Annotated in this window: 19 protein-coding genes; 6 read left to right on the plus strand and 13 right to left on the minus strand. The window is 64.6% G+C overall.

The window, feature by feature from the left end:
• The 5 genes from fliR to flgB all read right to left on the minus strand — a co-directional run bounded on the left by fliR (position 1) and on the right by flgB (position 2,367).
• Positions 1-777 (minus strand): flagellar biosynthetic protein FliR, encoded by a 777-nt coding sequence (gene fliR, locus RAD10_RS31095; RefSeq protein ID WP_018321866.1) that lies wholly within the window; start codon positions 775-777, stop codon positions 1-3.
• Positions 778-794: 17 nt separating this feature from the next.
• Complete coding sequence (fliQ, locus tag RAD10_RS31100; RefSeq protein WP_018321865.1) at positions 795-1,058, minus strand: flagellar biosynthesis protein FliQ; 264 nt, start codon at positions 1,056-1,058, stop codon at positions 795-797.
• A gap of 113 nt (positions 1,059-1,171) precedes the next feature.
• The gene (fliE, locus tag RAD10_RS31105) at positions 1,172-1,480 is read right to left on the minus strand and encodes a flagellar hook-basal body complex protein FliE (protein ID WP_018321864.1); all 309 of its coding nucleotides are present in this window, start codon (positions 1,478-1,480) and stop codon (positions 1,172-1,174) included.
• Between the two features lie 16 nt (positions 1,481-1,496).
• Positions 1,497-1,922, minus strand: coding sequence for a flagellar basal body rod protein FlgC (flgC, locus tag RAD10_RS31110; RefSeq protein WP_091965448.1), 426 nt, complete (start codon positions 1,920-1,922; stop codon positions 1,497-1,499).
• 40 nt (positions 1,923-1,962) lie between these two features.
• Complete coding sequence (gene flgB, locus RAD10_RS31115) at positions 1,963-2,367, minus strand: flagellar basal body rod protein FlgB (RefSeq protein ID WP_018321862.1); 405 nt, start codon at positions 2,365-2,367, stop codon at positions 1,963-1,965.
• Positions 2,368-2,720: 353 nt separating this feature from the next.
• Here flgB and RAD10_RS31120 point away from each other — a divergent pair, with 353 nt between their 5' ends.
• Both RAD10_RS31120 and fliP read left to right on the plus strand, forming a co-directional pair.
• Positions 2,721-3,692 (plus strand): flagellar biosynthetic protein FliO, encoded by a 972-nt coding sequence (locus tag RAD10_RS31120; RefSeq protein ID WP_461620486.1) that lies wholly within the window; start codon positions 2,721-2,723, stop codon positions 3,690-3,692.
• Positions 3,689-4,447 (plus strand): flagellar type III secretion system pore protein FliP, encoded by a 759-nt coding sequence (fliP, locus tag RAD10_RS31125; RefSeq protein ID WP_028142765.1) that lies wholly within the window; start codon positions 3,689-3,691, stop codon positions 4,445-4,447. The genes RAD10_RS31120 and fliP overlap by 4 nt, the downstream gene beginning before the upstream one ends.
• Before the next feature lie 161 nt (positions 4,448-4,608).
• Here the strand turns inward: fliP and RAD10_RS31130 are convergent, their stop codons facing one another.
• The 3 genes from RAD10_RS31130 to RAD10_RS31140 form a co-directional block, all read right to left on the minus strand.
• Positions 4,609-8,331, minus strand: coding sequence for a tetratricopeptide repeat protein (locus tag RAD10_RS31130; RefSeq protein ID WP_461620487.1), 3,723 nt, complete (start codon positions 8,329-8,331; stop codon positions 4,609-4,611).
• A gap of 181 nt (positions 8,332-8,512) precedes the next feature.
• Positions 8,513-9,415 carry a tetratricopeptide repeat protein gene (locus RAD10_RS31135; protein WP_461620512.1) on the minus strand — a complete coding sequence of 301 codons (903 nt, stop codon included), beginning with the start codon at positions 9,413-9,415 and terminating at the stop codon, positions 8,513-8,515.
• A gap of 71 nt (positions 9,416-9,486) precedes the next feature.
• Positions 9,487-10,113 (minus strand): FecR family protein, encoded by a 627-nt coding sequence (locus tag RAD10_RS31140; RefSeq protein WP_461620488.1) that lies wholly within the window; start codon positions 10,111-10,113, stop codon positions 9,487-9,489.
• A 398-nt stretch (positions 10,114-10,511) separates the two neighbouring features.
• On the opposite strand from RAD10_RS31140, the gene RAD10_RS31145 reads away from it, so the two are divergent.
• The gene (locus RAD10_RS31145; RefSeq protein ID WP_461620489.1) at positions 10,512-14,663 is read left to right on the plus strand and encodes a VCBS domain-containing protein; all 4,152 of its coding nucleotides are present in this window, start codon (positions 10,512-10,514) and stop codon (positions 14,661-14,663) included.
• A 22-nt stretch (positions 14,664-14,685) separates the two neighbouring features.
• Here RAD10_RS31145 and RAD10_RS31150 read toward each other — a convergent pair whose 3' ends face one another.
• The 5 genes from RAD10_RS31150 to fliL form a co-directional block, all read right to left on the minus strand.
• The gene (locus RAD10_RS31150) at positions 14,686-14,883 is read right to left on the minus strand and encodes a hypothetical protein (protein ID WP_461620490.1); all 198 of its coding nucleotides are present in this window, start codon (positions 14,881-14,883) and stop codon (positions 14,686-14,688) included.
• A gap of 596 nt (positions 14,884-15,479) precedes the next feature.
• On the minus strand, positions 15,480-16,244 hold the full coding sequence (locus RAD10_RS31155; protein ID WP_091965441.1) for a MotE family protein: 765 nt from the start codon (positions 16,242-16,244) through the stop codon (positions 15,480-15,482).
• Positions 16,245-16,253: 9 nt separating this feature from the next.
• Entirely contained in the window at positions 16,254-16,700 is a 447-nt protein-coding gene (locus RAD10_RS31160; RefSeq protein WP_028142759.1) for a DUF6468 domain-containing protein, read from the minus strand.
• Entirely contained in the window at positions 16,697-17,899 is a 1,203-nt protein-coding gene (fliM, locus tag RAD10_RS31165) for a flagellar motor switch protein FliM (protein WP_018321852.1), read from the minus strand. Before fliM ends, RAD10_RS31160 begins: the two co-directional genes overlap by 4 nt.
• 30 nt (positions 17,900-17,929) lie before the next feature.
• Positions 17,930-18,430, minus strand: coding sequence for a flagellar basal body-associated protein FliL (fliL, locus tag RAD10_RS31170; RefSeq protein WP_018321851.1), 501 nt, complete (start codon positions 18,428-18,430; stop codon positions 17,930-17,932).
• A gap of 377 nt (positions 18,431-18,807) precedes the next feature.
• Here fliL and flgF point away from each other — a divergent pair, with 377 nt between their 5' ends.
• Genes flgF through flgA form a run of 3 tightly spaced genes read left to right on the plus strand, consistent with a single transcriptional unit; the run spans position 18,808 to position 21,521 of the window.
• A complete protein-coding gene (gene flgF / locus RAD10_RS31175) occupies positions 18,808-19,572 on the plus strand; it encodes a flagellar basal-body rod protein FlgF (protein ID WP_104465181.1) in 765 nt (254 codons plus the stop codon).
• 16 nt (positions 19,573-19,588) lie between these two features.
• A complete protein-coding gene (flgG, locus tag RAD10_RS31180; RefSeq protein WP_461620491.1) occupies positions 19,589-20,377 on the plus strand; it encodes a flagellar basal-body rod protein FlgG in 789 nt (262 codons plus the stop codon).
• Between the two features lie 10 nt (positions 20,378-20,387).
• Positions 20,388-21,521 (plus strand): flagellar basal body P-ring formation chaperone FlgA, encoded by a 1,134-nt coding sequence (gene flgA / locus RAD10_RS31185; protein ID WP_461620492.1) that lies wholly within the window; start codon positions 20,388-20,390, stop codon positions 21,519-21,521.
• Positions 21,522-21,530 lie beyond the last annotated feature (9 nt).

The following is a 21,530-nucleotide window of genomic DNA, read 5'->3' on the forward strand; positions in this document are numbered from 1 at the left end:
CTACCGTGACCTCAGCGGCATCAACTGGTGCATGACACCGATGAAGTAATCCAGATACGTCCCCATCATCGCCGTGAGCACCACGGCGAGCACCAGAAAGCCCGCGAAGATCGAGAGCGGCACACCGACGAAATAGACCTGCATCTGCGGCATCAACCGCGCCAGCACGCCAAGGCCGATGTTGAAGACCAGGCCGAACACCAGAAATGGCCCCGAGAGCTGCAGGCCCAGGCGGAACGCGGCGGCAAAGGCGCGCGTCGCGAGCGAGGCCACATCGCCGCTTGATATGGTCTCACCCGGCGAGAAGATCGTGTAGCTGTCGTTCAGCGCCGCGATCACCAGATGATGGCTGTCGGTGGCGAACAGCAGCGTTACCCCGAGGATGGTCAGGAAGTTGCCGACCAGCACGCCCTGCTGGCCCTGCGTCGGGTCGACCGAGGTGACGAAACCGAGTCCCATCTGCTGCGCGATCACGGATCCCGCAACCTGGAGCGCCGACAACGTCACGCGCGCGGTCGCGCCCAGCACGATTCCGATCGCGATCTCATGCAGCATCAGGACCAGGAGCGGCGCGAGCGAGCCCATGTCGACCTGGTAGGCGTTGCGATGCAGCGGCAGGATGATCAGCGTCAGCAGCAGCGCGATCGACAGCTTGATCCGCGTCGGAATATTGGTCTCGCCCAGCCCCGGCAACAGCATCACCATCGCGCCGACCCGGGCGAAGGCGAGCATGAAGGAAGCGGCGAGCGCCGGCAGCAGCGAGACGTCGATGCGCATAATTGACGCATCTTGCCTCAGCCGCCGATGATTCGCGACGAGATCCGCAGCATGTGGGCGTGGAGCGCGTCGGCCATGAACGGCAGCGCCAGCAGCATCGTGGCAAAGATGGCGAGGATCTTCGGCACGTAGATCAGCGTCTGCTCCTGGATCTGCGTCAGTGCCTGGAACAGCGACACGATGACGCCGACCACCAGACCGACCACCATCAGGGGAGAGGACACGATCACGATCGTCCAGATCGCATCGCGCGCAACGTCGAGGGTTTCGGGTCCGGTCATTGTTTGATACTCGCTCTTGGTTGTCTGACGTGCCGGGAAATGCGAATGGCGAGTAGCGAATGGCGAATCGGAGACGTCCCCATTCGCCATTCGCTACTCACCATTCGCCAAAATCAGATCGGCATCTTCATGATGTCTTCATACGCCGCGATCACGCGGTCGCGGACCGAGACGAGCGTGGACACCGCGACGTCGGTGTCTGCCACCGCCGTCACCACGTCCATCACGTTGGCCTTGCCGGAGGCCATCGCCACGGTCTGCGCGTCCGACTTGCGGCCGGACTCCATGACGCTGCCGACGGCGTCCTTCAGCATCGAGGCAAAGGATTGCCCGCCCGCCTCGGTGGCTTTGCCGGCACCGCTGTTCTCCAGCACCCGGGCGAGGTTGGCATAAGCGTTGGCCGCGATTGTCGGTGATGCCATGGCTCAATTGTCCTGTTCAGCTCTTGAGGATGTCGAGCGTGCGCTGGATCATCCGGCGCGTCGCACTGATGATGTTGAGATTGGCCTCGTAGGACCGCTGCGCATCGCGCATGTCGGTCATCTCGACCACCGAGTTCACGTTGGGGTATTTGACGTTGCCGCTGGCGTCCGCGACCGGATTGCTCGGCTCGTATTTGACGCGGAAGTTCGACTGGTCGGGCTTGATCTTGCCGAGGGTGACGACCTGCGCGTCGAGCGTGCGGTCGAGTGCGGAGGAGAAGGTCGGAACCTTGCGCCGGTAGGGATCCCCGCCTGATGTCTGCGAGGTCGAATCCGCGTTCGCGATGTTTTCCGAGATCACCCGCATGCGGCCGGCTTGCGCCCTCAGACCGGAGGTCGCGATCGCCATCGAGCGCGCAAAGTCGCTGCTGTCATTGGCCATGATGCGCCTCCTCTAGCTGTTCTGTTCCCGGATCATGCGGCTAGCCCTTGCCGATCGCGGTCTTGAGCAGATGCAGGCTCTTCGAATAGAGCGAGGTCGCCGCCGCGTAGTCCATCTGGTTGCTGGCCGCCTTCATCATCTCCTCTTCGAGATTGACGGCGTTTCCCGCGGGGCGGGTCTCAAAACCCGCGTTCCTGTTCTGGTCGAATCCGGAAGCAGCCCCCGACGGCGTCATGTGAGAACCGCTGGTGCGGGCGAGCGCGAGGGGGCCCATCGAGCCGGTGACCGCCCCGGACTTGTCGAGCTTCGGCTCGACCAGGTCGCGCGGCCGGAATTTGGGCGTGTCGGAATTGGAGACGTTCTCGGACAGGACGCGCTGGCGCTCCTGGTGCCACTGCATCTTGGTGCGAAGCGCCGACAGCACCGGGAGGTCGTTGATGGACATCGTCGCGGCTCCTTTCCGCCTCTTGCGAACCTTGAGGTCCGCAACTAGGCAGAATTTGCCGCGTGTATGGTTAACAGCTGGTTAAGGACGCCCTCGAGGCGTGTCCCCGGGTGGAACAGTATTTTGCGCCCCGTGATTCTACGCCTCCAAAAATGGCATTAACCCAACCATTTGGCGGCGCATTCACGGGCCAAGAAGTCGTTTTGGATCGAGCGATTCATAGGTTATTAAGAGTTGGGGACGGCAAAACTTGCCGTGGGACGTTAAGAGATCGCAGTTTGGGGCATCGTTAAGCCGGTGGTTGGCGCGTCTGACCATGGGCACGAGAACAGCGCCATTTGTCGGGGACAAGTATGCAAGGCAGCCCTATCACCTTCATCGTCGCGTTCATCGTCGTCCTGGCGTTGATCGGCGTCGCTGCCTGGCTGGTTCGCCGATTCGCCGGCAGCCGGGTCGGCGCCAACACCCAGCGCGGCAGGATGCCCCGGCTCGCGGTGATCGACGCTGCCGCGGTCGACGGTCGGCGCCGCCTGGTGCTGGTCCGGCGTGACAATGTCGAGCATCTCCTGATGATCGGCGGGCCGACCGATATCGTCGTCGAACCCAACATCGTTCGCGCCGCGCCCGGCCGCGACCAGCTTCCGCAGCGTCCGAACGCCGCGGAACCGCCGCGGCTGGCGCCCATGCCGGATACCAGCAGCTGGGCCGACGAAGCACCGCGGCCCGAGCTGCTCGATCATCCCGAGCCGCAAATGCCCGAGCCGCCGCCGCGGCCCGCGCGCCCGTCCTTCGCCGACGAGGTGCGCCGGCCCGCTCCCGCGCTGGCCGAACGCCGCAGCGATCCCCTCGCCGGCTTTACGGCCGAGCCGATCGCGCCGCGCCCCGAGCGCGAACCGCGGCCCGAGCCGCTGCCGCCGCGCGTTCCGCGCAGCGAGCCGCCACTGATGCCGCGGCCGCCGCGCCAGAGTGAGCCGCCGAAGATGCCGCCGGTGCGCGCCGAGCGCGCCGCTGCGCCGCCGCCTCCTCCGCCGGTGCCGCAGGCTCCGCCCGTTCCGCCGCCGGCTCCCGCCGCGGCCCCCTCCAGCGCCGAGCAGAATCTCGCCGAGATGGCGCAGCGGCTAGAGGCTGCCCTGCGTCGCCCGGCCGGTGAGACGGTCGCGCCTCCGGTTGCGCCCGAACCGCCTGCGCCGCCGCCCCGCGCCGCACGCAGCGAGCCGCCGGCGCCACCGGCCCCGCCCGCAAAGCCGGCCGCGGAAAAGACCAGCTTTGAAAATCTCGAAGACGAGATGGCCTCGCTGCTTGGCCGTCCGAAGCCGTCTTCGTGAGGCTGCCGTCCCTCCCGCGTAGAGTTGTTTTCCTTTCTGTCCTGATCGGCGCGGCATCGGCAGCGATGCCGGCGCATGCGCAGGACATCAGCATCAATCTCGGCGGCGGCGCTGGCGGCGGCGGCGTCACCGAGCGCGCGATCCAGCTGATCGCGCTGCTCACCGTGCTGTCGATCGCGCCGTCGATCCTGATCATGATGACGTCGTTCACGCGCATCGTGGTCGTGCTGTCGCTGCTGCGCACCGCGTTGGGCACGGCGACCGCGCCGCCGAACTCGGTGATCATCGCGCTGGCGATGTTCCTCACTTTCTTCGTGATGGGGCCGGTCCTGCAAAAATCCTACGACGACGGCATCCGCCCGCTGGTCGCCAACCAGATCGGCGTCGAGGACGCGCTGCAGCGCGCCTCCGTTCCCTTGCGCGGCTTCATGCAGAAGAACGTGCGCGAGAAGGACCTCAAGCTGTTCCTGGATCTCTCGGGCGAGGCGCCGCCGGCCACCCCCGACGACCTCGCACTGCGCATCCTCGTCCCCGCCTTCATGATCTCCGAGCTGAAGCGCGCCTTCGAGATCGGCTTCCTGCTGTTCCTGCCCTTCCTGATCATCGACCTCGTCGTCGCCTCGGTGCTGATGTCGATGGGCATGATGATGCTGCCGCCGGCAACGATCTCGCTGCCGTTCAAGCTGATCTTCTTCGTGTTGGTCGACGGCTGGTCGCTGGTGGCAGGGAGCCTGGTGCAGAGTTACGGGGGGTGAACCGGCCACCATCCCTCGTCATGCCCGCGAAGGCGGGGCATCCAGTACGCCGCAGCTTCTCGGTTCAATCACAACCGTCTCTGGAATACTGGATCGCCCGCCTTCGCGGGCGATGACACCCAGAACGCGGCACGCGACGAAGCTTAGAGCTAGCAGGAGCCCTACCGCGTCATCTTGATCTGTCGCACGACCGGGATCGTCGGCAGCGAGCCGGTGTGGTCGACTTGTTCCCTGGCCTGCGGTGAGCCGGGGGCGCGGGCGGTGGCGTCGGGGAAGCGCTGCTTCATCTCGCGCAGGAAGCCGTCGAGCGTATCGACGCTGGCGGCTAACTTGGCGATCTCGGCGAATTCGGCGCTGGAGGCCGCGGCCGGCTTGCTGGCGATGTCGAAGGCGAGACGGTCGGCGCTCTCGCTCATCAGCGGCGCGTATTTCTCGCGGAAGCGCGACAGGCCGATGGAGTCGTCGGCGAGCGCATAGCCGACGGCGGCGCGGATGATGTCGCTCTTCTCCACCGCGTTGAGCGGCTTGAAGTCGCGGAAGCGCTCGCCGTAATAGAGCTCGATCTGCTCGGCGGACTCGCGCCAGCGCCGCGCCGCCCAGAAGATGTCGGAACGCAGGCGCAGCACTTCGCGCCCGGAGACGTTGGAGACGATGTCGAGCGCGAGATCGTGACGGCCGACGTCGCTCTGCGCGCGCGCTTCCAGCAGCAGGCGCTGCTGCCTGAGCTCGCCGGAGAGATCGCTGATGCGGCTCGCGCGCAGCGCGGTGATCGCCATGTCGGGCTTGCGGTTGGCGAGATAGATCATGGACAGGCGCGCGGCGACCTGGGCGCGCGCGGCGCCTTCGAGGCGGTGGTCGACCTGGTATTGCAGCAGCTCGGCGGCCTGGTCGAGCAGGTCGATCGAGGCGAGACGGTCGGCGAGACGGCGGATCAGCTCGTCGCCGCGCCGGCCGATCGGCGTCAGCTCGCGGAATTCGTAGAACATCCCGAGCGCCTCGACCGGCGGCAGCTCGTCGCCCTTCGGTCCCAGGAAGATCTTCGTGAACAGGTCCGAGGCGAGATCCTGCGCCTGGCGCGAGGCTTCGGCGTTCGGCTGCAGCCTGGTCGCGGTGCGCGCCGCGGTGAGCGCATCGCGGTAGCGCCCGTTCTCGGCAAACATCTGCGACAGCATCTGCAGCGTCTTGACCTCGATCGCGTCGCCGCGCCAGGTCATGGACAGCGTCTCGAGCTCGCGCAGCGCGTCTTCCTTGCTGATCTCGTCGCGCTTCTGCCGCAGCGCGACTTCGAGCTGCTTGGCCTCGGCCGCAGCCGGCCGGTCGGCCGAAGCGGCCGCGAATTTGTAGTCGTCGAGCGCGTCCTTGTCGTGGCCGAGCGCCTCGGCGAGCCGGCCGCGCAGCACGGCGAAGCCGGGCGCGGCCTCGGGCGAGACGCTGACCACCTCGAGCTCGCTGCGGCGCTTGGAGGCGCCGGCATAGTCCTTCACCTCGAGCGAGGCGCGCATCGCGTCCATCGTCACGATGCGCTGGATGTCCAGCGGCAGCGAGGCGATGGCGAATTCGACGTTCTTGAACTTCTCGCGCGCATCGGCCCATTTGCCCTGGCGCGCATAGGCGAGCGCCTTCCAGAGCTGGGAATCGTGGCTGTTGCCGATCACGGGATTGGCGAGGTCCTTCAGGCCCTGCGCCGGCCGGCCGATCAGGATGCTCGCAATCGCATGCATGATCAGCGCGCCGCTCTCCTCCTTGTTCAGCGGATCGCTCAGCATCAGCTCGGTCACGGCCTTGGCCTCGTGATACATCGCGCGCGACATGTAGAACTGCGCGAGATCGAGCCGCGGCAGGGAACGCAGCGCCGGCTCGACCACCGAGATCGCCGTCATCAGCTCGCCCTGGCGCGCCATGAAATTGTCCGACTGGCCCTTGCGCCAGCCTTCGGGGCTGAAGATCGGGCGTACCGCGGTCGGCGCGCGCTCGGCCGAGATGTCGACCGGCGACAGCGTCAGTCCGCCCTTCTTGCCCAGGATCACCTTGTCGGCACCGACCTCGACGCCGACCTCGTCGGAGTTCGGCCGGATCGCGATGCCGTGCGCGGATTCCAGCAGCGAGAGATCGACGAGATCCTGCCGCTTGATGAAGCCGCGCACCGGCCGCTGCGCGGTGACGACATAGAGCGTGTCGCCGGCATCGGGGTCGGTGAGCTTGTGCAGCAGGCCCGGATTGGCGAAGGGGATGGCGATGTTGGCGAGCGCGGGGTCGGTGATGTTGCGCGACATCATCAGCGGCAACGGCGTCGACTGGATCTTGTCGGCGAGCGTCAGGAGCCAGTTGGTCTCCTTGCCGACCTCCTCGCTCGCCAGAGAGTAGACCAGCGGGCGGGTGAGACGGATACGCACCGCCTGCCCCTTGTCGAGCGGGATGCGGCCGACCTCGCCGATCATCGCCCCGCCCCTGGCACGGATCGCCTCGACGTCGATCGGCTTCGGCGTATCGAACACCAGCCACACCGTGTCGCCGCGGCGGAACGCCGCCGCCGGTGTTGTGACCTGTATCGGGAACGTCACGCGCAAGCCGTCGCTGTCGCGGCGCGCATCGACGCTGGCGATCGTGGGCTGCGGCGCGGCGGGCGCTTCGGCGGGCGCAGCCTTGGCGGCTTCCTTGACGGCTTCTTTCGGCGCTTCGGCAGGCACCGGCTTGGCCGGCGCGGCCGCGGCTTCGGAAACCGGCGGCGCGGGCTTTGCAGCTTCCTTCGCCGTTTCCTTGGGCGCTTCCGGAGCGTGCACAGGCTCAGTCGCGGCAGCCGGCGCCGGTTTCGGCGCTTCAGCGGGCGGCATCGCGGCGGGCGCTTCCGGTTTCACCTCGGGCTTGACGTCGACTTTGGCGTCGCGCGCGATCGTCTCGGAGGTCGGCGGCGCGATCTCGCGATGGGCCTCCTTCGGCTTCTCGGCCGCGGGCTTGTCGGGCGCCGGCGCCGGTCCGTGACCGGCAGGCTTCATCTGCGCGATCGCCGCCTCGGGCGTCGCGGCGGTCTTGCCCTTGTCGGGCTGGAAGGAGACGTCGACGACGTAGTTCTTCTCGTCGCGGAACGAATGCACGTCGGAATCGCCGATCAGCGCGATCTCGACATTGGTCTGGTCGATGTCGGCCTTCTGCTTGATCGAGGCGACGTTCGGCGGCGCCGCGACGACCGCGTCCGCCAGATCGAAATTGAGGTTGGCGTTGAAGGCGAGCGTGAGCTTCTGCTCGTTGAGCACGGAGGAAACGCCGACGCCGTCGGGCATCTCGAACACGAAGCGCACGAAGGTCGGCTGCACCGAGGCCCGCACGCGGATCTGCGGACGCTTCTTGGTCTCGGCCGCGGCGCGCTGGGCGCGCAGCGCGCGCTCGGCCACGCGGGCGCGCTCGGCGAGCTCCTTGACGACGTCCATCGGCAGGCTCGGCGGCGGTCCCTTCCAGCCCTCCGGCAACAGGTCCACGAAGGTGCGCTCGCCGGCATTCATGGTGTTGACGGTGACGCGCCGCGCCAGCGACAGGCGGATGGCGCCGCCATCAGGATCGCGGCGCGCGGAGTTGACGTAATCGGGCGCACCTTCGGGAACGCGGTCGACGGGAACGTCGACCGCCCGGTCGAAGCGGATGATGAGGATGGAGCCTGCGGTCGTCACCTCGGAGGGAACGTCCTCGCCGAGCTTGATGACGAGCCGGGCAAAGCCGCCGCCGGCCGAAAAGCTCGCCTCGCCCCTGATTGGATCGGCCGCCCGGGCAGGCGCACCGAGACCGGTCAGCAGGCAGGCCGCCAGCACGCCCGCTGTTCGGACATGACGCAACAGCCCCGGCGCCAAGGCGCGGGCTCGCGACACAAATCCAGCGGCAGCCTTTCGCGCCATTGGCGGCATTTCTTCCGGTTCGGCGGTCCATGCCGGCATCAAGGCCGGCCCATGCCGTCGACTGTAGGTCTCGCCAATTAAGGACTTGTTAATGCTATATCTTGATTTGCTTTGGAGGCAGCACGCTGTGCCGCATCGAGCGTAAGCGGATCCGCCGGATTTGAATTTGAGACGCCGATGGTTAAGGACTCGTTAACACCTGCAAAACGGTGCCGTCGCGGTTGACCAGTCCCTTCACGGGCACCCCATAGCGGTCAAAGGCTTGGTCGATTCCAGCGTCGATCCTTCTGGCCGCCGAGATATCGCTATGGCTACCATCTGTGTCGCCGAGCTTGAATTTGGCAATCCCTCGGCCGTAGAGCGCGCTCGCAAGCTTGGGCGCGAACCGCAGCGCTGAGTTGTAGTCATCCATCGCCGCGGAGAATTGCCCCATTTTCAGATTTATGAGAGCTCGCGAGTCATATGTTGCCGCGTTGTTTGCTCCCGATCGAAGCGCAATATCGCAGTCTTCCAGCGCAGCTTGCAAAGCGCCAAGCACGGCTCGGGTCCAACAGCGTCCGCTCCGCACCGCCTCCAGCTTCGGATCAAGGCGAATTGCCTCGTCATAGTCCCGCGCTGCGCGGTCGTACGCGTTCCCTTGCAGGTGGGCCGCCGCACGGTTGGCAAAAGCGGCGCCGTAGTTCGGGTTGAGCTTGAGCGCCTCATCAAAGGCGCCGATCGCCAGATCGCGCGCCCCCGTTCTCAGATAGGCCACGCCGAGGTTGTTGAACGCTTTCGCATAATTCGGATCAAGCCTGGTCGCTTCAACGAAATCCTTGATCGCGCGTTCGTAGTCGGCTTTAGCGCTATAGGCATTCCCCCTGTTGTTGTAGGCGACCACGAAGCCGTTCACCGCTCCCTCGCCCGCATCGATAAACGCCGTGCAGCCATCGATCCGAGCTTCGGGTGACACGCGGTCTGAGCCGTTACACAGTTCAACATTCTTGAGGGAGCTGCCCTTCTTCTGCGCCCAGCCCGACGAATTGGACAGCACAAGGACAAGAATGAGCATCACGGCCTTGATCAAACTGGCTCTTGCGATCATTTCCACACCAAGTGTCCGACACCGACAGCGAACGAAGCGCCAATCCTGGTCTCCCTTCCCAAGCAAATTTCTCAGCATCCTCGACAGATGTTGAGCCTCCGATTGCTGGTTCGATCAGGCTCCGGCGCCGCCGATGTCGGCGGTTTCTTCAAGAGCTTGCTCTTGCCCTCTTCGATCAGGGTCGAAATTTTGACCGACCCATCATCCGAAATCTCGATATGCGGCGTCGTGCCTCGGATCCCCAGCGTGGCGACGGGAGTATCTACCTTCATGTCGCCGGTCTTTGCGACACCGCCCGCAACAAAAGTGAACGTTCCCCTGGCGAGATTGAACATGGTCGCATTGGACTTGCCGGCCGGCTCATACACATAGTGATCCAACACCATACGGGCGTTGCTCGATAAATTGAACGAGCTGCCGTCGGTAAAGTTGATGCCGACGCGGCCGTCTGCCCCGGTCTGCACCACGTCACCAAGATATACGGGATCACCCGTGTTGGCCCGGCCAGGGTCACTCGAGACATTCGCCTGAACGACCACGGCGCCCGCATGTTCGATCGTGACCGAGCCTGTGGCCACCACCACCTTCCCAATTGGTTTTGATGACGAGGCAGCCACGGCGGGCTTGGCGGAATCGATTTGCGCTCGAGCCGCACTCGGCAAGAAATTGGCAAGGGCCAAAACAAGGCCGGTCGTCAAAGCGGCTATCGTAGGTCTGCACATGATCCCCCCTTTCTGAGAAGATCTTGTCGCTATCGGCGGCCCCTTTTTTGAACCGCGCAGCGCTGCCACAATAACTATAATTGTTGTTTAATTTTATTAATCAGCCTAATTTATCTCCGGCGCTACGCGGGCGCCACAAATTAAATATGTCTCGTTTGTCAATTTAATCACATTGGCGGGAGGGGGCACGGCGGGAATGGCGGTACGCGTCGCCGTCTCCCGCGCAATGCATCCCTCTCGATCGACTTGATCATTTCGGCGGGCAAGCCTTCGCGGCTGCCAGCGCCCAGGAAATTTTTGTCCCTTGGCGAGGGCCCGAGCAAGGTTTTGGCAGCACGCCGAGCCTGAATCGATCACCCAGGCGAGGTCTAGCAATGTTAGTTGCATCCGGCATCCAGGCTGATAGCGGGGCCGCCATGGCCCTGCCCGTCGAACTCATCGGCCATATTCATAGAGCGATCGGTTGCTGTGCGCTTACGCGAGCGGGCGGCGTCGCCACACAGGCGCTAGCCGGTGCGCCTATCTACCGGGGCGACGTGCTGGAGACCGATGCCGACGGGCAGATCACAATTGGCTTCATCGACGGTACTTTTTTCAACATCGCCTGCGGCACTCACGTTGTGCTGGGCGAGTTCGTCTTCGACGTCGAAGGCATGCCATCTGCAGCCTTGTTCGACGTGATCCGAGGGAGCTTCAGTTTCATTCCGGGCCGGCTGGCGGAAACCGGGGCGCTCCAGCTGAATACGCCCATTGCAGGCATTCGCGCCCGGGGCCACGCGGGCGGTTTCGGGATGCTGACGCTTGCAGCATTGACCTTCTCGGCCGTGCAGAATGCCGAGGCCGCGGACCCGGATGTCACATTCCTGGATGACGACTCCATTACCTACAAGGACCTTGCGCACGGCGCATTTGAGGTCGTGACCAAGGAGCGGGTCCCGCGACACATCATCGTCGAAGATCCCGGCGAGACGATCGTCATCAAGAAGGTGGGATCCACCATCAGCGTCAATCAGGTCACGAACACGGCGGCTCGCATGGACGAGTTGCGCGCCGCCCAACAGGACCTGCTTGCCAATCTCACAGAAGGGCAAGGGCCGCACGGCTCGAGCACGCCTCCCTTTGTCAAATCCGAGCGGCCGCAGCCGATCAATTTCGTTCAACCTGACGTGCCCACGCTGCAGGCTTCGCCGACTGTGTTGCCATTCGTCATCCCCGAGCCTCTGGGACGTCTACCTCCGACTCTCAGCACGGGAGTGGGGCCAACTGAACGCGACACAGTGATATTTGACACGTTCACTGCGACGAGGGGAACTTTCAGTGCCAGTAGCACCAACAGCGGAGACAATCTGACCTTCGGCGTCGTCGGAGCCAGCGCCGGCAATACGGTTCTGGATGGAGTGACGTACGATCTGACGAAGACAAGCGCCTACGGGATTCTCTACGTCAACAGCACGAGCGGCGCTTATACGTTCGTGCCTGACAATGCGGCAATCAACGCGCTGAAGGCGCCCACGACCGACGGTTTCGTCGTCACCGTCTCCGACGGATTCACCTCTGTCGCCCAGACCTTCACGATCACCATCAACGGTGTCAACGACGCTGCAATCATCTCCGGCACCACGACCGGTTCGATCATCGAGGCTGGCGGCATCGCCAATGGAACGCCCGGCACGCCGATTGCGACCGGCACCCTTTCCGATACCGACGTCGACGATCCGCCCAATACGTTCACGACCGTAAGCTCGCCAACATCGAGCACCGGCGGCTACGGCACCTTCACGATGACGGCGGCCGGCGTGTGGACCTACACCTTGGACAATGCCAACCTCGCAGTGCAGGCGCTCAATGCCGGCGAGACGCTGACCGACACGTTCACAGTGACTACGATCGGAGGAACCGCCCAGGTCGTGACGATCACCATCCTCGGAGCCAGTGACGCCGCGATCATTTCCGGCGCGACGACCGGCGACGTGATCGAGGCCGGCGACGTCGCCAATACAAACCCCGGCATACCCACCGCGACAGGCACCCTCACCGACACCGACGTCGACACGACCGCCAGTGCTTTCACGGCCGTCGGCTCGCCGACGGTGAGCGCCGCCGGCTATGGCACCTTCACCATGACGGCAGCGGGCGTGTGGACCTACACGCTCGACAATGCCAACGGCGCGGTGCAGGGGCTCAATACCGGCGAGACACTGACCGACACGTTCACAGTGACCACTCTGGACGGAACCGCCCAAGTGGTAACGATCACCATCCATGGCGCCAACGATGCCGCCATCGTTTCCGGCACCACGACCGCCTCGGTGACCGAGGCCGGAGGCGTTGCCAACGCGACACCCGGCAGGCCGAGCACAACGGGCACGCTCTTTGCCGCCGACGTCGACAATCCATCCAATACCTTCACCGCGGTGAGTTCGCCCAAGGCAAGCACGAATGGTTATGGCACCTTTACGATAACCGCCGCCGGCGTGTGGACCTACACGCTCGACAACGCCAGTGGCGCGGTGCAGGCGCTCAATGTCGGCGGCACGCTCACCGACAGTTTCACCGTCAACACCCTCGACGGTACGCCGCAGGTGGTGACGATCACCATTCAGGGCAGCAACGACGCCGCCCTCATTTCCGGCACCACGACCGGCTCAGTGACAGAGGCAGGAACTTTCTCACCCGGCAGTCCCGTCGCGACCGGCACGCTCACCGATACGGACGTCGACAACGCTCCGAACACGTTCACCGCAGTCTCTTCGCCGGCCGCGAGTGACGGCGGATACGGCACCTTCACGATGACCGCAGCCGGCGTATGGACTTACACCCTCGATAACAACAACACCGTGGTTCAGGCGCTCGATGTCGGCGACACCCTGACCGACACCTTCTCGATGACTGCCATCGACGGTACGACACAGACAGTGACCGTCGCCATCCATGGCGCCAGCGACGCAGACCCCAACGATTTTGATAATTTGGCCACCGGATCTGCCGTGATCTCCGATCCTCCCAACGTGTATGGAACGCCGGGGAGCGAAACGATTGCCGGGGGCGGCAACACAGGTCAGATCATCTACGCGGGGGCGAGCAGCGACACGGTCAACGGGACCGGCAAGGCCGACGTTCTCTATGGCGGCTCAGGCAATGACACGATCAAAGGCAATGATGGGGATGACACCATCTACGGCGGCTCGGGCAACGATACAATCAACGGCAACAATGGCGGCGACACCATCACCGGTGGATTTGGCGCGGATCAACTCACCGGCAGCAATGGAAACGACCGCTTCGCTTACTTGTTCGCAGCTGATTCTCGCGCAGGCCAGTTCGACACCATCACCGACTTCGCCTCAGGGGCTGACAAGATCGACTTGACTGCCATTGGCGCGCTTGGATTTGTCATATTGGCCTTAAGCTCGACCAGCACGGCCGTACCGGCACATACGATCGCCTGGCTGTATGACAGTGCGGCGAATGAAACGATCGTGTACGTCAATCCAACTGACCAGACCCTGCACGTCGGCGATTCCAGCCTGCTCGAAATTCATTTGCAGGGGATTGCAACCATCGACGCGTCGGACTTCATCACGGCGCCGGCAGCGGCGCCTGTGACGGCGGTTGCCGGCGAACTGCTCGACCCCATCGCAACCTCGCAGGGTGACGCGACCGCCGTGATGACGACAACTTCCGGTGTCCTGTCCGACTCCGGCAGCGGCGACGGCTCGCTTCTCGCTGCAGGGAGTTCGACAATCCAATCGACCGAGGCGGCCACCAGCCTCGATTCGAACTGGGACCAGATCGGACAGACCGAATATTCCAGCTTGTCCAGTTCAGACGAAGTGCAAATGCTCGCGATCGAAACGCTCCGCAGCGACGCGGCGGCTCCCTCAGCCGGCGGACTGTCTCTGATCGTGCAGCACGTGGTCCCGCTCACCGAGGCCAGCTTTGTCTTCAACAACCCGACCGGGTTCGACGCAGCCTCATTGGCTGGCAACAATGGCGCGATTGCCGCAAGCGGCCAGGTGCCTGACGTCGCCATGCTGAATTTTGCCCACGGCGCTGCCGAACAGCACGCAGGTAGCGGGCTTGCGCTCGGACACGAAACAGGGAATGACGGCGTCGCGTCATCAAGAGGCGCCGCCCAGGCGGCTCATGCCCACGGTCATACCAACGATCAAACGGCGGACACTTCGCTCAACCCAAGCCTTCTGAAGTCATCGACCGGCGGTGCCAACCATTCGCTCTCAAGCGAGGCGGACCAGCACAACCCGTCCCAGGGAGCGTCCGGATCAAAGCACGCCGATCCGCAGCAGCTCGGCGACTCGTTCCAGTTCCGGAATGACGCGTCGCACGGCTCACTGCATAGCGCGATGTTGGATCATCTCTCAGACTCCGTCGGTCATCACGAGCACGCTGGGGAATTACATGGATCCGAGCCGGCATTCATGCCTGAAACGTTGCCGTCCGATGTTGATCCACCTTTCTCGGCAGCTACCGTTCACGGCCATGTGTCGCACGATCTGATCGTGTGACGGCCTCGAGCCGATTGCGGCTTCAATGTTGCTTGCTGGCGCTTTCCGGCGCCGAGGGGCTGTCTTCGTCGAGAGAAGATTCGTCATCGTTGCCACCGTCGTCTTCTGGCGGCGCTGCATGCTGATGGCTGAGGGCGGATGTCCACGCCGATGTCATCGCCGCGATGAGCAGCCGGTTGAGGGCCTCGATGACGCGTTCTGCTGCGGACGAGTAGTTCATGGCCTCCTCCTGCGCTGCCGATTGCGACTAGCCAAGCGTAGGACCGGGCCTTGAGCGCCACTGTACGCCACTTCACACCTGCGCGCGTCAACTCATCGCAGTCTCAGAAGATGCCGCCAGCTTCGACTGCATCCGCCACGGGAGCTTGATCTGCCGCATTGAGGAGTTGCTGAGCGCGCGCACTCACAACCTTCGGAGCGTTGCGGTTCGCGCGCGACTCTGAATCAGATGTGACCTCGGCGATGCGAATCGCATTGGTTAGCTTTGGGGGTAATCAATGAGCGGAGAAGCCGGTTGCATTGTGTGTAGCAGGGCAAGAGCGGTCGTAGCGATCGTTCCGATCGCCAGAGGATATGCCCTGAAAATATATGAGTGCTCCTGTTGCCATAGCACCCTGCAGCTCGTGACTCGGGTCACGAAGGCAGCGCTGATCAAGCAGCAGGCCGATACTCTTCCGCGGGTGGAGAAGCAGCCGCCTGTTCGCAGGGTGCAACAGGTCTTCGCGAACTAGACCCGCAGGGCATCTCGCTGGGCGCCAGTCGAACTGGCCACGCGACAACGCGCCAGGTCGCGATGGCGCCCTTCGCCTCGCGCCCTCAATTCGGCTTTTGTGTCGGCTTGCCGTCGATCTTGGGCAGCTCGCCGGCGGAGGCCGACTGATCGCCGCCGCCATTGGCACGGCGGGCCATCTCGACCGTCAGCTTCTCGGCGGCCTCCGGCGACATCAGTCCCATGATGTCCGACATCTTTCGCGGCGCGATCGCCGAGGCGATCTCGATCAGCACACCCATCTCCAGCCGGTCGAACACCCGTGCGGCGTCCTTGGGCTTCATGCCCTCGTACATGGTCACGAGGCCCTTCATGCGCTGGGCTTCGGCGGCCTTCTGCTCGGCCTGCGTCGCGGAGATGCGGGTTTCCACCGCCTTCATCTCCTCGACCTTGCCTTCGATGCGCTTCTCGGCCGACTTCAACAGGCTCTCGCGGATGTCGATCTCGCGCTGGCGGGCCTCGATCTCCTGGCGGCGCGCCTGCAACCGCTCGAGGATCGCGCGCTCGGAGGCCGAGACCTGCGGCTGGGCTTCGTCGACCTTGACCACGGTGCCTTCCGGCTTGGTCTCCGGCGCGGCGGGCTTGGGCGCCTCCTTCGGCGCGCCATGGGTCGAGCCGGTGATGATCTCCGGCTCCTCGCGGCCGGTCGGGAAGTTCAGATTCTCCTGCGCCCAGGATTTCTTGGTCTGGTTCGGCTTGTAGTCGAACACATAGCCGCCATTGATCACGAGGCCCGCCACCTTCAGCGTGGCGAGGCCTGCGACGGCAACCAGGACGACCGGGATGACGCGGATGTTACGAAAGGACTTCATACCCTGACTTTATGCGGCAAGGCCGTTGGATCGTCGGCGCTCGGAGAAGGCTTCGGCCGCAGCCGCCACCGCCTTCGCCGTCGATGGCTTGGCCGCGGGCGCGACGACCGTTTCCGGACCGGTCATGGGGCGCGCGGCGATCGCGATCTTGGACAGCCGCCGCACCACATTGTCGGCCTCGCCGAGCTGCTTGTAGAGCTGGTCCGACATCTGCGTCGCCGCGGCGAGCTGGCTGCCGAGGTTCTCGTTGACGTCGCGCACCGCCAGCTTCAGCCCACCGATCGCGCGCTCGGCGATCTCGGTCGCGGTGATCAGCTCGCCGATCACCGCCTTCAGCGAATGCTCGTCCGCCTTCAGCCGCGTCAGCCGCTTGTTGAGCATGACGCAATAAACGATCGTCAGCATCAGCAGGATAGCCACCAGCGTCTCGATCGCCATTCCCAGGGAGTGGTTCATGGGGCCTCCATCATCTTGTTCTGCTCGTCCACCTTCTCGAACATCGCAAGTGTCGTACTTGGCTTGCGCAAGGGTTTCGTCACGCGGATCGCGACGCGGTCGCCGACCCGGCCCATCCGCCCCTCGGTTAGCGTGACGTCGCCGCAGCGCACGGTGACATTGGCGTCGGCGCGCATGTCCAGCGGCAGCGTGTCGCCGACCTTGAGCCGCATCAGCTGCTTGAGCGGGATGTCGGCCTCGTAGAGCACGGCATCGACGGCGATCTCGGCCTGCACGATCTCGGTGGCGAAATGGCCTTCCCAGACCGGGTCGCGGCCGAACTTTTCGCCCATGAACATCTGGAGCAGGACGCCCCGGATCGGCTCGATGGTCGCATAAGGCAGCAGCAGCTCGATGTTGCCGCCGCGGTCTTCCATGTCGATGCGCAAACGCACCAGGATCGCGGCATTGGCGGGCCGGCTGATCGCGGCGAAACGCGGGTTGGTCTCGAGCCGGTCGATCGTGAAGGTCACCGGCGACAGCGGCCGGAACGCCTGCTCGGCGTCGGCCAGCACCACCTCGACCAGCCGCTTGACCAGCTCGGTCTCGATCGTGGTGTAGGGCCGGCCCTCGATGCGGAGCTGGCTGGTGCCGCGGCGGCCGCCGAGCAGCACGTCGATCATCGAATAGATCAGGTTGGAATCGACCGTCGCCATGCCGAAGTTTTCCCACTCCTCGGCCTTGAAGACGGTGAGGACGGCGGGCAGCGGGATCGAGTTCATGTAGTCGCCGAAACGCACCGAGGTGATGCGGTCGAGCGAGACTTCGACGTTGTCGGAGGTGAAATTGCGCAGGGACGTCGTCATCAGCCGCACCAGGCGGTCGAAGACGATTTCGAGCATCGGCAGACGCTCGTAGGAGACCATCGCCGAATCGATGATCGCGCGGATGCCGGAATGGTCGTCGAGGGTGACGTCGCCGACGGTGAAGCCGAGGAGATTGTCGATCTCCTCCTGCGACAGCACCCGCTCGCCGGAATTCTTGCCGCTGCCGAGATCGCGGCTGCCGTCCTCGACCATGGCCGCCCATTGCAGGGCCATGGTCTCCGACAGCTCGTTCTCGGCCGCAGCCTTCGCGGCCTCGGCGGGATCCTCGGAATCGAGCGACGCCTCCCATTGGGCGGCAATCGCATCCTGGTCCATTTGCTCGTTGCCGGCCATAACGCTAGCCCATCACCTTCCGCAGCGTCCTCACTGGATCACGACTTCCTTGAACAGCACCGCGCTGACCTGGACCGGAGCGACCGCTGCGTTGACGCGCTTGGTCAGCTCCTCCTTGAGGCGGAAGATGCCGGCGGAGCCGTTGAGGTCGGAGGGGCGCAGCTCGCGCACATAGGTCTGGAAGATGTCGGTGACGCGCGGCATCGTCGGCTTGATCGCCTCGATCTGCTTCTCTTCCTTCAGCTCCAGCACGATCTTCAGCCGCAGATATTGCACGCGCTCGCCCGGCGCGCCGGCCAGGTTGACCATGATGTCGGGGACGTCGACGAAGGACGGCGGCTTCGGCGGAGGCGCGGCCTCGGCATGATGCTCGTCGTCGCCGTGACGGAAGAAGAAGAACCAGGTCGCAGCACCGCCGCCGAGAACGGCGAGCAGGCCGACGGCCATGATGATGAGCTTCAGCTTGTTCTTCGGCGGAGCGGCTTCCGCGCCTTCAGCGGCCGCGCCGCCTTCCGCTTCATTCTCTGCCATGGTCGCCGCGCCCGGATCTCTCAAAGGGGTCGAAAGAGCGAAGCCTTAAGACAAGGACGCGATACAAATGCCCCGGCGCAATGCGCTCCTCTTCATGGCAAACGCTACGGTAATAATGGTTAACGGAATCTTTCGATTGGGCCTCCACTAGGAAAAATCTGCCGGGCAGACATGGCTAACAGAACCTTTCTGCCGCCCTCCTGCGCCCCTTCGAAATCGACAAGCCACTGAAATTACGAAGCTTTCCAGGTTGGCACGGCTTTCGCTGAGAAAGGACCGAGACCCGACGGTTTGGGAGAACCCGACGGTCTCGTTCACGGGGTCCGCCAAGGCGCTTGGGAGAGCGAAATGGCAGATCCGCTCAGGGGAGATTTCCGATGCAGAACGCGCTTCTGATCGGCTTGTCACGGCAGATGACGTTGGAACGGCAGATGGATGTCATCGCCAACAACGTCGCCAATGCCAACACCAACGGCTTCAAGGCCGACCATTCGCTGTTCGAGGAGTACCTCAACTCGAACGCGCGTGAGGACAATTTCATCGGCGCGGACCGCCGTGTCTCCTATGTGCAGGACCGCGGCACCTACCGCGACATCGGCCAGGGGCCGATGGAGCCGACCAACAATCCGCTCGACATGGCGATCGACGGCAACGCCTATTTCGCGGTGCAGGCCAATGGCGGCGAGATGTTCACCCGCGACGGCAAGTTCTCGCTCAACTCGACCGGCCAGCTCGTCACCCCCGACGGCAATCTGGTGCTCGGCACCGGCGGCCCGATCACCTTCCAGCCGACCGATCACGACATCAACGTCGCGCCCGACGGCACCATCACGGTGCTCGAGGGCACTGCCAAGACCGACTCGATCCGCGGCAAGATCCGCATGGCCTCGTTCGACGATCCGACCAAGCTGACCAAGCTCGGCGCCAATCTCTATGCCGCCGGCTCCGCCACCCAGCAGCCCGATGCCAAATCCAGCAGCGTGCGCCAGGGCTATGTCGAGAAGTCGAACGTGAATTCGGTCGGCGAGATGACCCGCATGGTCGAAGTCATGCGCAGCTACACCGCCATCGCCAATCTGCTCCAGCAGCAGAGCGACCTCCACAAATCGGCGATCGAGAAGCTCGCCGACGTTCCGGCCTGATTGAGGGAGAACTGACATGCAGGCGCTTCACACCGCAGCGACCGGAATGGCGGCACAGGAACTCAACGTTCAGGTGATCTCCAACAACATCGCCAACCTGCGCACCACCGGCTTCAAGAAGCAGACCGCGGCGTTCCAGGACCTGATCTACGAGCACGTCCGCCGCGTCGGCGCGCAGGCCTCGGACCAGGGCACCATCCTGCCCGTCGGCGTCGACATCGGCGGCGGCGTCAAGACCGTCGGCACGCCGCGCAGCATGACGCAGGGCACGCTGTCGCAGACCGGCAACGATCTCGACCTCGCGATGTCCGGCGAGGGCTTCTTCAAGATCCTGATGCCCGACGGCACCTACCAGTACACCCGCGACGGCACCTTCCAGATGGACAATCAGGGCCGCGTCGTGACCGCCCAGGGCAACCCGGTGCAGCCGAGCATCACGATCCCGAACAACGCCTCCGGCATCAGCGTGAGCGAACAGGGCCAGGTCTCGGTGACGCTGCCGGGCTCGTCGACCTCCTCGATCGTCGGCCAGATCGGCGTGACCCGCTTCATCAACAAGGCGGGCCTGCAGCCGGTCGGCAGCAACCAGTTCACCGAAACCCCGTCGTCCGGCCCGCCACAGGACGGCACCGCGAACTCCGAGGGCTACGGCAAGATCACCCAGGGCAGCCTGGAGCAGGCCAATGTCGACGTCGTCTCGGAGATGAGCGACCTGATCGCCGCCCAGCGTGCCTACGAGATGAACGCCAAGGTGATCAGTGCCGCCGACCAGATGATGCAATCGACCACGGCGCTGTTCCGCTGAGGCAATGACGATGATCCGCACCACCCTCGCCACGATCTCCGCCCTGCTCGCGCTGGCCCTGCCGGCAGCGGCCGCGGACGACTTCATCGCCTCGCCGACACTGCGCGCGAGCGTCACCGTGACCTCGGACGTGGTGCGGGTCGGCGATCTCATCGACAATGCCGGTTCGGCCGCGCTGATCCCGGTCTACCGCTCGCCCGATCTCGGCACCACCGGCACGCTGACGGTCGCGCAGGTGCTGTCGGTGCTCCGCGCAAAGCAGGTGATCGGCGTGATGACCGGCGACCTCAAGGAGGTCCAGGTCACCCGCCTCGCCCGCACGCTTGCGAACAAGGATCTCGAAACCGCCGTCGCCTCGGCGCTCGAGCGCCGCTTCGGCCTCGGGGACGCCGCCAACATCACCGTCACCTTCGACCGCGGCGTCGCCGAGATGCGGCTGGACGCCTCCAATTCCGGCGCGCTCCAGCCGGTCGCAACCCGCTACGACGCCCGCAGCGGCCGGTTCGACATCGCCTTCGAGATTGCCAACGACAGCAATCCGACCGCGACCAAGCTGCGCTTCACCGGGACCGCGATCGAGACGGTGGAAGTGGCCGTGCTGACGCGCGACATCGAGCGTCTCGATCTCCTGAAGTCCTCCGACGTCACGCTGGAACGCCGGCCGAAGGCCGAGGTCACCGGCGAGCCCGCCTCGCGCGACCGCAGCATCGGCATGCAGCTGCGCCGGCCGATGCGCGCAGGCACCGCGCTCCGTGCCGCCGACATCGTCAAGCCCGATTTCGTGGTGCGCGATCAGAACGTCACCATCATCTACCAGGTGCCCGGCCTCTATCTCACCTCGCGCGGCAAGGCGATCGAGAGCGGCGCCGAAGGCGACACCGTCAGCGTGCTCAATGTGCAATCCAAGCGGACGCTGACCGGCGTCGTCACCGGCCGCGGCCAGGTGACGATCCAGGGCGCGAGCCAGTCCGCACCGATGGCGCCCGCGGTCGAGCAGACCTCCTCGCTCAAGCGTGATGAGGCGCCCGCCCCCGTCGACGCCGCAGCCCTCGTCCGGAACCTAGTGCAGGCCCCCGCCTCGCCGGCCCAGATCGCAGAAGTCCAGATCCCGCAAGCTCGCGTCTCGCAAGCTCAAGCCAAGTAAGAGTTCGTC

It is taken from the genome of Bradyrhizobium sp. 23AC (genome assembly GCF_054863025.1).

What these genes read in the sequence shown, in the direction of transcription:
- RAD10_RS31120 (WP_461620486.1), top strand. Translation starts at nt 2,721, where the DNA reads ATGCAAGGCAGCCCTATCACCTTCATCGTCGCGTTCATCGTCGTCCTG.
- flgA (WP_461620492.1), top strand. Translation starts at nt 20,388, where the DNA reads ATGATCCGCACCACCCTCGCCACGATCTCCGCCCTGCTCGCGCTGGCC.
- RAD10_RS31160 (WP_028142759.1), bottom strand. Translation starts at nt 16,700, where the DNA reads ATGAACCACTCCCTGGGAATGGCGATCGAGACGCTGGTGGCTATCCTG.
- fliE (WP_018321864.1), bottom strand. Translation starts at nt 1,480, where the DNA reads ATGGCATCACCGACAATCGCGGCCAACGCTTATGCCAACCTCGCCCGG.
- flgF (WP_104465181.1), top strand. Translation starts at nt 18,808, where the DNA reads ATGCAGAACGCGCTTCTGATCGGCTTGTCACGGCAGATGACGTTGGAA.
- RAD10_RS31155 (WP_091965441.1), bottom strand. Translation starts at nt 16,244, where the DNA reads ATGAAGTCCTTTCGTAACATCCGCGTCATCCCGGTCGTCCTGGTTGCC.
- flgG (WP_461620491.1), top strand. Translation starts at nt 19,589, where the DNA reads ATGCAGGCGCTTCACACCGCAGCGACCGGAATGGCGGCACAGGAACTC.
- fliR (WP_018321866.1), bottom strand. Translation starts at nt 777, where the DNA reads ATGCGCATCGACGTCTCGCTGCTGCCGGCGCTCGCCGCTTCCTTCATG.
- flgC (WP_091965448.1), bottom strand. Translation starts at nt 1,922, where the DNA reads ATGGCCAATGACAGCAGCGACTTTGCGCGCTCGATGGCGATCGCGACC.
- RAD10_RS31135 (WP_461620512.1), bottom strand. Translation starts at nt 9,415, where the DNA reads ATGATCGCAAGAGCCAGTTTGATCAAGGCCGTGATGCTCATTCTTGTC.
- RAD10_RS31130 (WP_461620487.1), bottom strand. Translation starts at nt 8,331, where the DNA reads ATGGCGCGAAAGGCTGCCGCTGGATTTGTGTCGCGAGCCCGCGCCTTG.
- RAD10_RS31150 (WP_461620490.1), bottom strand. Translation starts at nt 14,883, where the DNA reads ATGAACTACTCGTCCGCAGCAGAACGCGTCATCGAGGCCCTCAACCGG.
- fliL (WP_018321851.1), bottom strand. Translation starts at nt 18,430, where the DNA reads ATGGCAGAGAATGAAGCGGAAGGCGGCGCGGCCGCTGAAGGCGCGGAA.
- RAD10_RS31145 (WP_461620489.1), top strand. Translation starts at nt 10,512, where the DNA reads ATGTTAGTTGCATCCGGCATCCAGGCTGATAGCGGGGCCGCCATGGCC.
- flgB (WP_018321862.1), bottom strand. Translation starts at nt 2,367, where the DNA reads ATGTCCATCAACGACCTCCCGGTGCTGTCGGCGCTTCGCACCAAGATG.
- fliM (WP_018321852.1), bottom strand. Translation starts at nt 17,899, where the DNA reads ATGGCCGGCAACGAGCAAATGGACCAGGATGCGATTGCCGCCCAATGG.
- fliQ (WP_018321865.1), bottom strand. Translation starts at nt 1,058, where the DNA reads ATGACCGGACCCGAAACCCTCGACGTTGCGCGCGATGCGATCTGGACG.